This is a genomic window from Cupriavidus pampae, assembly GCF_914271485.1.
In the GTDB taxonomy this organism is placed as follows: domain Bacteria; phylum Pseudomonadota; class Gammaproteobacteria; order Burkholderiales; family Burkholderiaceae; genus Cupriavidus; species Cupriavidus pampae.
The window spans coordinates 226,854-239,110 of the sequence record NZ_CAJZAG010000004.1 but is presented as its reverse complement, the minus strand read 5'-3'; the positions used below and the strand labels follow the sequence as shown (position 1 = coordinate 239,110).

Annotated in this window: 10 protein-coding genes; 3 read left to right on the top strand and 7 right to left on the bottom strand. The window is 65.0% G+C overall.

The window, feature by feature from the left end; genetic code table 11:
- The first annotated feature begins 66 nt into the window (after window positions 1-66).
- The gene (locus tag LDO41_RS11880) at window positions 67-723 is read left to right on the top strand and encodes a hypothetical protein (RefSeq protein ID WP_223988199.1); all 657 of its coding nucleotides are present in this window, start codon (window positions 67-69) and stop codon (window positions 721-723) included.
- Here the strand turns inward: LDO41_RS11880 and LDO41_RS11875 are convergent.
- Window positions 720-1,070, bottom strand: coding sequence for a transposase (locus tag LDO41_RS11875; protein WP_223988196.1), 351 nt, complete (start codon window positions 1,068-1,070; stop codon window positions 720-722). The genes LDO41_RS11880 and LDO41_RS11875 overlap by 4 nt on opposite strands.
- Window positions 1,071-1,380: 310 nt before the next feature.
- On the opposite strand from LDO41_RS11875, the gene LDO41_RS11870 reads away from it, so the two are divergent.
- The gene (locus tag LDO41_RS11870) at window positions 1,381-2,097 is read left to right on the top strand and encodes a response regulator transcription factor (protein ID WP_223988194.1); all 717 of its coding nucleotides are present in this window, start codon (window positions 1,381-1,383) and stop codon (window positions 2,095-2,097) included.
- Window positions 2,094-3,920, top strand: a complete 1,827-nt coding sequence (locus tag LDO41_RS11865; protein ID WP_223988192.1) for a sensor histidine kinase — start codon at window positions 2,094-2,096, stop codon at window positions 3,918-3,920. Before LDO41_RS11870 ends, LDO41_RS11865 begins: the two co-directional genes overlap by 4 nt.
- Window positions 3,921-4,129: 209 nt before the next feature.
- Here the strand turns inward: LDO41_RS11865 and LDO41_RS11860 are convergent, their stop codons facing one another.
- The 6 genes from LDO41_RS11860 to LDO41_RS11835 form a co-directional block, all read right to left on the bottom strand.
- Complete coding sequence (locus LDO41_RS11860; RefSeq protein ID WP_223988175.1) at window positions 4,130-5,833, bottom strand: sensor histidine kinase; 1,704 nt, start codon at window positions 5,831-5,833, stop codon at window positions 4,130-4,132.
- The gene (locus LDO41_RS11855) at window positions 5,826-6,524 is read right to left on the bottom strand and encodes a response regulator transcription factor (protein WP_223988172.1); all 699 of its coding nucleotides are present in this window, start codon (window positions 6,522-6,524) and stop codon (window positions 5,826-5,828) included. Before LDO41_RS11855 ends, LDO41_RS11860 begins: the two co-directional genes overlap by 8 nt.
- A 336-nt stretch (window positions 6,525-6,860) precedes the next feature.
- Window positions 6,861-8,231 carry an exopolysaccharide Pel transporter PelG gene (gene pelG / locus LDO41_RS11850; RefSeq protein WP_223988170.1) on the bottom strand — a complete coding sequence of 457 codons (1,371 nt, stop codon included), beginning with the start codon at window positions 8,229-8,231 and terminating at the stop codon, window positions 6,861-6,863.
- A gap of 1 nt (window position 8,232) precedes the next feature.
- Window positions 8,233-9,822 carry a GT4 family glycosyltransferase PelF gene (gene pelF, locus LDO41_RS11845; protein ID WP_223988167.1) on the bottom strand — a complete coding sequence of 530 codons (1,590 nt, stop codon included), beginning with the start codon at window positions 9,820-9,822 and terminating at the stop codon, window positions 8,233-8,235.
- A complete protein-coding gene (locus LDO41_RS11840; protein ID WP_223988164.1) occupies window positions 9,819-10,820 on the bottom strand; it encodes a tetratricopeptide repeat protein in 1,002 nt (333 codons plus the stop codon). The genes pelF and LDO41_RS11840 overlap by 4 nt, the downstream gene beginning before the upstream one ends.
- Window positions 10,813-12,246, bottom strand: coding sequence for a PelD GGDEF domain-containing protein (locus LDO41_RS11835; protein ID WP_223988148.1), 1,434 nt, complete (start codon window positions 12,244-12,246; stop codon window positions 10,813-10,815). Before LDO41_RS11835 ends, LDO41_RS11840 begins: the two co-directional genes overlap by 8 nt.
- Window positions 12,247-12,257 lie beyond the last annotated feature (11 nt).

Sequence of the window (12,257 nt, the reverse complement as noted above, 5' to 3'; positions counted from 1 at the left end):
CCTGCCGATCGACCTCGCATTACGTCCACAATGACAAGGCGCCCCCATCCTCCCTGCAAATTCATCATGTCCATTCGAACCATCGAACAGGAGTCCGGGCCGCGCGCCTGGTCTGGCAAATACCCGGGCTCGCCAAGCCGCTTCCAGTTGCGCCATCCTCGCCTGCCGCGCGACGCGGTTGCCGTGTGCGACGACGATATCGATTGCATCGTTGGCTACCAGCGTGTCTTCGGCCAGATCGCCTATGCGCTCGACCTGCAGGGGCAAGCCGCCAGGATCTGGCGGCTGCGTGGCGACGAGGTGTTCGCTGGCGCCGGGGAGTCGCGGCTCGTGATGGGGGAGTTGTGGCAGCCCGGCGTGCGCGCGCGCACGCGAGCGGGACAATGGGGGTATGGGGCCCTGCTGGAGAAAGATGCCCGCGCGGCTCTGCGGCGACGCTTCGCTGAACTGGGCGGCACGCCGCTGTTGCTGGCACCTGTGGCATTCGAGCGCATGGAGCAGCCAGAGACTTTCGTTCCACTGCATATTCTTCGGCTCGCGATCCTGACCGGACGACGCACGATCAGATCAGAGGGGCTCGAGTTCTCCACCGTGATCATCGTGAGCGACGGCAATACCACGGGGCAGACTCATCTCATGCTGACGCTACAGATGAATCATGCCGCCAGCGTCATTCGCGATTTCGAGACCAAGCCCATCCCGTCGTGGATGATTGACGTCTAGCACGTATTGCCGCGCGCGGGCGCGCGGCGCCCCCGCCGTGCGCGGGAGAAATCCACCCGCGCTTCCTGTGGCAGGCTGTCGCCCAGCACATCCTGCACCATGTTCCAGACGCCAATACTCTGCCAGTAGCGCAGGCGCCTCCAGCAACTGACACCGGAGCCTGCGCCAAGATCGCGTGGCAATGCGTTCCAACGGATGCCGGTGCGCAACACATACAGAATGCCAGTGATGGCCGCGCGATCGGATACCGGCTCACGCCCGCCACGAGAAGCCTGAGGCTTGCTGAACGGCGTTACGATCGGCGCAATGCGTGCCCACAGCGCGTCGTCCACAAATTCCTCGTTCATGATCATATTCCCTTTGTAGTGGCAGAAAAAAGGAGGCCATGTCGCCATGACCTCAATCCCCTCTCGCTCCAACAGGACCCGTCGTCAAAGTGTTCTTGTCATCTGACGACGAACGTCCTGCCGCACTATGCGTGCGCCGGTTTTCCCGTGCGACATTCTTGACGCACCTTGATGTTTCAACGCGCTGCCTGTGACCATCTAATACAGTCGCGTCGTGGAGATCCACGGCAGCATCTGTTAAAACACTGTGATGAACACGGGTTCCATGCCGTCATACAAGGGGCACCACTCTCACATCGATGGAGAAGTCATGCGTGGCCGTCTGTTTATCGCTTTGCTGGAAGATGACGTCACGCAGGCAAGCCTGCTCACCCGATGGCTGAATGGCGCGAATCACGATGTCGCGACGTTCGGCACAGGGCGCACGTTCATCCGCGCGCTGCAGACCGAGAAATTCGATGCGCTGCTGCTCGACTGGATGCTGCCGGACATGTCCGGCATCGACGTCCTCGCGTGGGCCAGAATGCGACACCATCGCTCCACCCCCGCAATCATCCTGACGCAGAAGAACGAGGGCCGGGACGTCGCCACGGCGTTGCGATCTGGCGCAGACGATTTCCTGCGCAAACCCGTCGATCGCGATGAACTGCTGGCGCGTATCGAATCGGCAACGCGCCGCAAGGGCCTCGATCCGCAATCGAGCATCACGATTGGCACGTTCACGCTGGACCGCGTCTCGGGCGCGGCGCGACGCGGCGAGCATGAGGTGCATCTGACCGCCACCGAATTCGCGCTGGCATGGGAGTTGTTCGACAACGCTGGCCAGATCGTCTCGCGGGAGCGACTTCACGTCGCGGTCTGGGGGCGCAACCATACCGTGCAGTCGCGCACGCTCGACGCCCATATCAGCAATCTGCGCGTGCGCTTTGGACTACGCGCGGAGAACGGCTTGCGTGTCATCTCGCTATACAACCACGGGTATCGCCTCGAGATCCCTCAGGTGTCCAGCCACGATTTGCCGCGATGATCAGACTGCCGTCGAGGGGCAACTACTGGTGGCTCGCCATCATGGTGCTCGGTCTGGCAAGTCTGCCGATCATCTGGACGATTCAATCCGAAACCACCCAGTACATAAACCTACGGAAATCCCGTGATGCCATGCGGCTGTTCGTATCGCTGTTGCATGCGTACGAGGCGGCTTCGGTCGAGCGGCAGGCCAGTACCGCATTGCTCGGACGCATTCCACCGGGACAGGCCGCGCAGCGCCGCGAGCAACTCGAACTCGCGCGCCGGGTGACGAATGAGAAAATTCGCGATCTCCAGCGCGCGCTCGACCAACCAGACTGCGCGCGCTGCGCAACCATGTCCGCCTCGCTGAAGCAGGTGCGCGCGCGCCTGGTCCCGGCACGCGCCGAAATGGACAGACTGCACGCGGATGTGGAAACGCAGGCGGTGCACGATGCCACGCTCGATGCCATCCACGGTATGATCGCCGCCAACGAGCCGTTTCAGCCGATGCTCAATCAATCCGCGCTGTTGGTCGCCGAATTCAGCGGCACTGCCGCGCAACACCTGCTGCTCGCCCGCAACATCGCCGACATGCGCGAATACGCGGTGCGCTTCGGCTCGCTGCTGATCGAGCCGCTGGTAATGAGCCGGCACCTGACCCGCGCCGACCGCGAACGCGTGGCGATCATGGAAGGGCGCGTGCTGCAACTACGCGATCTGGTCGGACTACAGCTTGCCAGCAAGTCCTATCGCGAACTGTTGCAGGACGACGCGGATGCCGTCACGGACACGTACTTCCACAATGCCTATCTGTACGCGCGGCAGTTCATCGACGCGGGCGACCGCGCGATTCACGAAACGATGCAGCCTGCCACATTCGTCGACGTCTACCGTCAAGGCACCGATGCGATCGCACGTTTTCGCGACGCGGCTCTGGAGCCGGCGACAGCGCAGCTAGAGATACGCATCGAGGCGCACCGGCGCAAGCTGCTGTTGATCTCGATGGTCAGCGCACTGATCCTGGTGGCGCTCGCGGGAATCCTGGTCCTCTTTCGCGGACACTACGTATCGCCGCTCGAACGATTGGCCCGCGCAATCCTGTCCCTTGGCGGCCATCGCGGCGAGGCCATGATGACGAGCCTGTCGCACGACATGCGCTCGCCCCAGGCCTCGATCCTCGCATTGCTCGACATGGCCCGCACCAGCGCGATGTACCAGACCGAGCCCGACCTGTTCACCAAGATCGAGGCGCATGCGCGGCGTACGTTGACCATGGTCGACGACTTCGTACGACTCAGCGAACTGCATGTCCTGGAATATCGGCCTGCGGATGTGGACGCCACTGGCATCGTGCTCGATGCCATCGACGCCATGACGCCGACTGCGCAGCGACGCGGCATCTCGTTTCGGCTACTGGAGTCGGACGGTCAGCTCTGTATCGTGCGCGCCGAACATGACAGCCTGTTTCGCGCGATCACGAACGTGCTGGACAACGCGATCAAGTACGGGTCGGCCAATGACACCGTGCAGTGTCGTGTGCGGCGGGTCCGGCGGCATGTCGAAATCGCGATCATCGATCGCGGTCCGGGCATCCGGCCTCAGGACCTGCCTCACATCTTCGAGCGGTTTCGCCGGTTCGCCACGGCGGCGGGTGCCGAGTCCGCGACCGGCAACGGCCTGGGGCTGGCTTTCGCGTACGCCGCCATTCGCAAGGCACAGGGACAGATTCGCTGTAGCTCAACGTTGGGCGTCGGTAGCGAGTTCACGATTGTCTTGCCGGCCTGCCCGCCGCGTGCGAGCGGCCCGGCGTGGTGTTGGTGGCAATGGTGGGGAGTGAAATAACGTGCCCGCGCCAGAACTGCATGACGGGCTGGCGCGGGCACAAAGACTACGGATGCGGAGTCCGCAGCGCCTGAGATGGTAGGCAAGTTCGAGCGATCGGATTGCCAACAATTGTGTCCGCGCGGGAACCATTACGGGTGACACAAACATGCGTCAACGCGTGTCGCGTGTCGTCCGTTAATGCCACCCCGATGCTTCAGTTCACTGCTTCAGTTCACTGCATCCGTGCGGCTGCTCACGGAGAGCGCGTCGTCTTGCGTGGGCTCACCGCGCACCGGCAGCAACAACGCGAACGTGGCGCCACGGCCCACGTCGCTCTGCACGGTCACGCGGCCACCGTGACGCTCCGCCACGGTCTTCACGAAGACCAGGCCGAGTCCGCTGCCAGCAGGAGCTTCGCCGCCGCCCTCGTGCACACGACTGAATGGGCGGAACAAGCGCGCATGATCGGCCCGCGCGATGCCGGGACCTTCGTCGGCCACCTCGATCGCGACATGACCACGCCCGCGGCGCAGCCGCACGTCGACCGGATGCCCCTGTGGGCTGAACTTGATCGCGTTGCTGACCAGATTGGCGATCGCGCGCACGAGCAGTGCCGGTACGACGCGCAACTGCGGACAGTCCGGCTCGAGCTCGAGGCGCAGTTCGATGCCGCGCGCTTTGGCGAGCGCCCATAGTTCGTCCGTGGCATCGAGGACCAGCCCCTGCAGATCGGCCGGCGTGAACGACAGCGTCTGCGACTCGGCCTGCGCCAGTCGAATGAAGTCGTCCGCGAGTGCAAGCGTGCGGTGCGCGAGCTCGCCGATACGCGCGAGCAGTACCGCCTCCGGCAGCGCGCGCTCGGGGCGCGACTGCAGATCGATCAGCGCGAGGATCGATGCCTGCGGCGAGCGCATATCGTGCGACAGGAAGTGCATGGTCTGTTCGCGCTGCCGCTCGGCGCGTCGTACCGCGGTAATGTCGATAAAGCTGACGATCGCGCCCGCCGGGCGTCCGGTCTCGCCGTGCAATGCCGCGCCATGTAGCAGGTAGCGTCGATCGCTCTCGGTGGCAAGCTCCACGCCATGCGAATCGGCCGACGACACCACCGGGGCATCGTCCTCGAGCGTCGCGCACAACGCGTCCCAGTAAGCGAGACCCGGGCCCGGCACCGGGAACAGGGCCTCGACGACGTCAGGCAGCGCGGGCGGATCGAGGCCATCGCCGGACTCGCGTGGATCGCGCGAGTTAATGCCGGACAGCACCGCGGGCACCAGCGCCACCGCGCGCCGGTTGGCCACCAGGATCACGCCATCGGCATCGCAGATCACGGTTGCCTCGGGCAGGCTCTCGAGGCCATCGGCGAGGAACCTCCGCATATCGCGCAGCTGGGCGGTCATGCCGTAGACCGCCTGCATGCTGCCGTCGAGCGTGCGATCGCGCGGCGGCCGTGCGGCATGCAGACCCGGCTCACGCGACAGTCGTTCCACCTCGGCGCTCAAAAAGCGCAGGGCGGCCTCCTGCCGACGCCAGCTCCATAACGGATAGAACAGCAGGCAACCGAGCAACCCGGTCGCCGGCGCGAACCAGGCATCGGCACAGGTAACGGCCCCCACGCTGGCGCCGAATAACGCGGCCATCAGCACCATGGTCGATAGCAGTGCGCCACGAGGCGTGAGCCGCAGCGCCGCGTAGGCGGCGAGCCACACTGGCACGAGCGTGCCGGCCCAGAACCATAGCGCACCGACGGTGTCGATGCCGCCATCCTCCTCGGCGGCATGCAGGCGCGGCACCACCGCGACATCCATGATCGCGAGGTCTACGCGCGCGCTCCAGTTGAAATGCACGGAGGCCACCATGGCCAGCGTGACGACGGCGAGAAGCAGCCCCCATTCGAGCAGCGTGCGCTGCCGGAATCGCGCGGGCTCACGCATCGGCGCCCCCCGCCTCCTCGAAGCGGTAGCCATGCGAATAGACGGAGGTCAGGCGTACGCCGTTGTCTGGCCGCAGCCCGAGCTTGATGCGCAGGCGCGAGATATGGGTGTCGAGCGTGCGCGAGCCCGCGTCCATGGTGCGGCCCCAGACCGCCTGCTCGACCACGTCGCGCGACAGCAGCCTGCCGATGTTCCGGAACAGGAACAACGCGAGGTCGAACTCGCGGGGTGACAATTCGACGGGTTCGCCCGCCAACGTGATCGCACGCGCGCGCGCATCGAGCAGGTACGCGCCATGGCGGATCAACTGTTCCTGCTGGGCCTCCGGGTACGCGCGACGCAACAGCGCGCGCACGCGCGCGACCAGCTCTCCCGGGCGAATCGGCTTGGCCATGTAGTCATCGGCACCGACCGCAAGCCCGGCGACAATATCGCTTTCCTCGGCGCGGCTCGTGACGAACAGCACCGGCGGCAGGCGGCCGGACTGCTGGCGCACCCAGCTCACGACCTCGTGGCCGGTCATATCGGGCAACTGCCAGTCGATCACCAGCAGGTCGAATACCTGGTCGCGCAACGCCCGCAGGAACGCGGACCCGGTCGCAAAGCTCGTACAGGTGAAGCCGGCTTCATCGAGAAGCGTCCGAATCTGCTCGGCCTGACTTTCGTCGTCCTCGACTGACGCGATTCTCATTACATCCCTCTGCGATACAGCTGCCTCTCTCTGGCGGGCACGGCCAAGCGGTTAAATCGGTTAAATCGGTTAAAGCGGTTACCTGGTGAAGCACGGGAGACATAGGCCGCAAGCAAGGGCCCGAAAACGCCGATGCCGCGTCATGTTACCTAATCGCAGCACCGCAAGTCGAGCCTGCGGCGCGGCCAAGCGAGCGTATTGTTGCGGAAGTGCTGCCCCGGAGCCGAATCGAAAGCTATTCGAAAGGTGCCACAAAGAAAAACGCCCGCGGGGTGCGCGGGCGTCGGGAACACGGAGGGGCGGGAAACCGCGCATGCGGCGCCCGGCACACCAGTATTACTGGAGCATGTAGGTTTCGTACTCGAGGCGGTCGAGCTTGCGGTCGAGCAGGTACAGGGCCAGCGCCACCACCAGCAGCAGCGACACCGCGAAGCCATAGCCGTACCAGGCCGGGCCCAGTTCGAGCGTCAATCGGGTCAGCACGAAGTTGAGCACCACGAACGTACCGGTCAGCAGCAGTACCTCGCGCCGACGGTCCAGGTAGAAGTAGATGTTCAGCACACCGAGCAGCACCACCTGCAGGCTGGCGCCAATCACGTCCACATACAGCAGTGGCAGATAGAGTTCGGAGATGCCGAGCACGTCGAGCACCCAGCGGCCGATCACGAACAGCACCAGCGCCGCGATGGCCTGCACCTTGACGATCTCGTACAGCCCGAGGCGGATGGTCTGGACCATCGTGTTGCGCATGTCCTCGATATGCTCGAGCGAGCTGCCGCCGCGCACCGCGTTGTAGAACGCATCGTAGTACTCGACGAAATCGGTCTCGATGCGCACCAGAAACACGGCCATGCCTGGGATAATCGCGAGATACGCGAGAAACACGGGAATGTCATAGATCAGCGACGCGTGCAACGGACCGATCACGAGCTGCCCCGTGGACGGCGCGTACCAGAACATGAACTTGTCGAGCCAGATACCGAGGTTGTACAGCAGGCCGATGATGACCAGGCTCGGATACAGGTTCTTGCGCTGGAACACCTCGAACGACATGAACCGCTGGCTCGTGTAGTTGCGGTAGATCAGCGTGATCATGCCCACCAGCAGACACAGCTGGCCGACCACGAAGCCGCCCAGCAGGCCCTCGAGGCCGCGGCCGCGCAGCAGCAATGCCGCCAGCACGGTAATCGCATAGCCGACGAGGAAGGTCCAGACGATGGCCTTGTACTGCTTCATCCCCGACAGGAAAATCACCGCGATCCAGATGTTGCTCATGATCACGAAGCCCGCGACCATCAGCAGCCGGTACAGCACCGATTGCTCGGGAAAGAAGAACAGCGCGCATGCCACGCCGATCGCGCCCGACAATACCGTCACCAGCAGCGCCACCGCATGGAAGTTCGACAGGATCAGGTGGTCCTTCTTCTCGAACAGACGGTCCGACGTGAAGCGCGTGAACGACAGCTGCATGGGCCCGGTCAGGATCAGGCTCACCGCTATCAGGTAAGTCACGGACACCTGGAACTGCGTGATCAGCAGCCCCGGCACCACAAAGCCGATCGACAGCAGACCGATCAGCAGGATGCCGACGATCGACAGCACCCACGGGCCGGAACTGATCACGCCCGCATAGGCATAGGCGCTCAGCATGCCCGTCAGGCTGTCCCGACGCAGCATCTTGCGTAACTCGAAACCGATGCCGGCCATGTCAGTGTCCTCCGTGCACCGGGCAGCGCGCGGGATTGCCGCTGCCGCCGGAGCTGTCTTTACCGTGGTCCGGCTTGTCCATCAGCGACGTGTAGAGCTCGCGATAACTGCCCACCATCCGTTCCTGCGTGTAGTAGCGTTCCACACGCGCAATGCCGGCCGCCTGCGCGTTCTGCCAGCGCGTGGGGTTGGCCAGCAACGCGAGCGAGGCCTCGGCCAGCGCGGCCGGATCGGCAATGCGCACCACCCCGCCGGCGGCGCCCAGATCGGCATCCTCGCCGGGCAGGCCGAAGATCAGCTCGCGGCACGAACCGACGTCGGTCGTCACGCACGGCACCCCCGCGGCAAAGCCTTCGAGCACGACCAGCGGCAATGCCTCGGAAATCGAGCTGAGCACCATCACGCCGACCTTCGGCAGCAGTTCGTCGATGCGCTGGAAGCCGAGGAATTTCACCTTCTCGCCAAGGCCGAGACTCTCGGCCAGGCTGCGGCATTCGCGCGCGTATTCCGGATCTTCATCCTCCGGACCCGCGATCCAGCCTTCGGCCTCCGGATATTCGCGCACCACGGTCAGCATCGCGCGGATAAATGTCTTGATGTCCTTGATCGGCACCACTCGGCCGATCAGGCACATCACCGGCGGCACACCGGGCGCGCGCTTGTCGCGCAGCGCGGCCAGCCGCGGCAGGTTGATGCCGTTGGGAATATTGCGCGTGCGTTCGGCGCGCGCGCCATCCTGTACCTGACGGCGGCGGTTACCTTCGTACAGCGCCACGATCTCGTCGCCCGCGTCGTAGCAGACCCGTCCCAGCGTTTCGAAGAAGCGCACCCACAGTTCGCGGAAGTAGCTGATCTGGGAGATGTCGCGTTCGAACACGTTGCGGTTGTCGCGGATCCACTGGCTCTGGAACAGATCGATCTTGCGTTCCTTGGTGTAGATGCCGTGTTCCGACACCAGCAGCGGCCGCGCATTGCGGTAGCGCAGCATCGCGCCGAGAAAACCCGCATAGCCGGTGGACACCGTGTGATAGACCTTGGCCGGAATCAGGTTGTCCGCAATACGCACCAGCTGCCACAGCGGCTTGTGCATGATGCGGATGGTCCAGAAGTAGTCGGTGAACGACGGGTCCGTGCAGAAGCGGCGGTACTGTTCCGTGATGGTCTGCCACGCGCGCTTGCTGTACAGAAACGCATCCTCGGACAGCGCCCCACCCTCGCGCAGCGCGGGCATCAGTTCGCGGATCAGTTCACCCGCGCGTGCCTCCTGGCCGGGCTCGCGCAATATCTCGTGCAGCTCGTCGGCACGCGCGAACGCCCGCTCGTCGCCGGGGCTGCCATGGACTAGCGGCGGCGGCGGAAAGTCATACAGGAAGTGCGTTTCCAGATGGACCACGTTGTCCGGCAACGTGTAGGCCATGTCGCCATAATCTTCGCGCCGGCTGCCGATGAAGACGATGCCGAAACGGATATCCGGAAACGCCCGGATCATTTGATTCACCCAGCTCGACACACCACCGCTCACATAGGGGAAGGTCCCCTCGAGCAGCAGCATGACGTCGGCGGAATCGCCCTTGACCAGAATCTCGCTCATGATTGCCAGTACCGCAGCAGGGGCCGCACCAGCGGGAGCGGCGAAGGACTGTCGAATGCCGTCATCAGCTTGCGGACGGCGGCGTAATCGCGTTCGAGATAGGCGGCCTCGGCGAGCAGCGGCAACACGCGATCGCGGGGGAACCCCAGCGACTCGGCACGTTGCAGCCATTCGCGCGACTCCGAGGGGGCATTGCGCGTGAGCGCGAGGCGCCCCCGCATGTACCACAGCGAAGCGTTGTCGGGCTGGGTCTCGAGCGCCGCGCTGGCGTAGCGCTCGACCTGGCTCGCGGTGTAACGATACACATCGCCCTGCACAAGGTTCTGATAGATCAGCTCCCAGTACAGATCGGCGAGGCGCTTGTTGATCTCGCCGCGCGCCTGCGGCGTGTCGGCGGCCTCCAGGCGCGGCAGCTCGGCAAGGATCTGCTGCGTGAGCTGCTTCTCGGCGCCATCGAGCATGCCGTAGGCCAGCAGGCGGATATCGTCGGTGCTGTCGGCCAGCAGTTCACGCAACACGGGGCTCGAAGTGCGCGCGGGCATCGACTGCATCGCCACCAGCGCGGTCATGCGCTCCGGCAGCGGCGCGCGCGTGTTGCCCAGCTGCGCGCGCAGCCGCGCGCCACCGCCATGCGTGACGCGCGAAATCAGATGTGTAACGAACTCGGGCAGCGTCACCGAAGCGATGCCGGTGGCATCGTGCCGGCCCGGGAACAGCTTCGCGAACAGCAGGCTGCCGAGGCAAACCAGCACGCCGCCGAGCGGCACCAGGAAGCAGAACAGCGTCAGGTACGCATACGTCCAGCCAAACGGTACGCGAAACCGCCGCGGCAGCAGCAGGTACAGCGCGAAACCTAGCAGCAGCGCGGCCACGGCCTGCAGGCCGAGGAACGTCAGCAGCAGACCCAGATCCGTCTGCGTGCCGCCCATCACGCCCCGGAACAGCAGCGCGAGCGCGGCGATCTGGGCGGCCGTGCCGCCGATGGCGAACTTAAACATTGGCTTGGCCTGTTTCGATGCCCGTCGCGCTCGCCGCGGCGTCGTCGAGCTGGCAACGCTGGAGCAGACGGACCAGTGCCTCTTCGGCGCCCGTGGCGGGCACCGGGAGACTGTGCACGGCAATATGCGCGGTGGAGAAGTCCACGCCGAACTGCGCGCGTAGCATGTCCTCGATCCGCACCAGATAAGCGGACACCGCCGCGCTGTCCGACAACGGCATCAGCGTCAGCATCGCGCGATGGCTCGGGCTGCGCGCGGGCCAGGCCACGTCGAGCGCGCGACGGCTGCGCACCACCTGTTCGAACAGCGCATCGCGCGCTTCATCCAGGTCGAACACCAGCGCGACCACCGAACTCTCGATGCCGGTCTCGCGACGCAGGCGCGAGAGGCGTGCATAGTCAAGCGCGAACGGATACGGGCACGCCGGCAGCAGCGCCTGGATGCTGTGTGTGGCCGGCGCGTGCTCGACGCCATCGGCGTAGTAGCCCATCAGCACCATCAGCAGCTGCAGGTTTTCATACGTCAGCGACAGGAACGGCATGCGCTCGACCACGAGCACGCCGATCAGACGGTCCGAGCCCGCGAGCACCGGTGCCACCGCGACGTAGCGCGTTTCCGCGTCCTGCTGCAGACCAGTGGAACGCAGATGCGCGAGCGCACGCGTGTCCAGGCAATGCTGCACCAGCGGATCGTTGACGTCGAGATCGAACGACGGACCGATGCGTGCCGAAGCCTGGGTCGAGACCGACTCCCCATTGACCGCGTACAGCGCGGCTGCCTCGACCTGACATGCCTGCGCCACCACCTGCAGCATCGGTTGCGCGCCCATCAGCGTGTCGCGCGCACCCGGCGCCCTGGCGATATCTTCCAGCGCCACCGCGCGCAGTTGCGACAGCGTGTCGCGCAGCGTGGTCGGTCGTGCCAGCAGGTCGTTCTCGAGGCGCGCGTGCGAGATGCGCAGCAGATAATGGTTTTTCGTCAGCGCCGCCAGACGTTCGTCGAGGTAGCGATTGACGGCGCGCGCGCGGGCAAGGCGTGTGCCCCAGATGTCGCCGAACTGTCCCGCCACGAGCACCATCAGCAGGCCGCCCAGGAAGAACAGGCGCGGAAACGCCTCGGTACCCGCATGCAGGCTGTCGAAGAAGAACCAGCCCCCCAGCAGCATCAGCACCGCCCCCACGCCGATCAGCGTGCCGTAGCGCAGCGCGAGCACCAGTGGCAGCAGCCAGGCCCACGGGAATCCCATGCCGAGCAGCAGCGGGTTCTGCGGCAGCATCGCGTAGGTAATCGCCATCGCCACCACCATGATGACGATGAGTTCCACTACGGCGGCGCGGCCGCTTACCGCGGGCGCCAGCACGCGCGCGTAGCGCCCGCCGAGCCCGATGCCCTGCCCTTGCCGGGTCTTTGCCGTGGAATTGGCCACGTTCGTCCCCT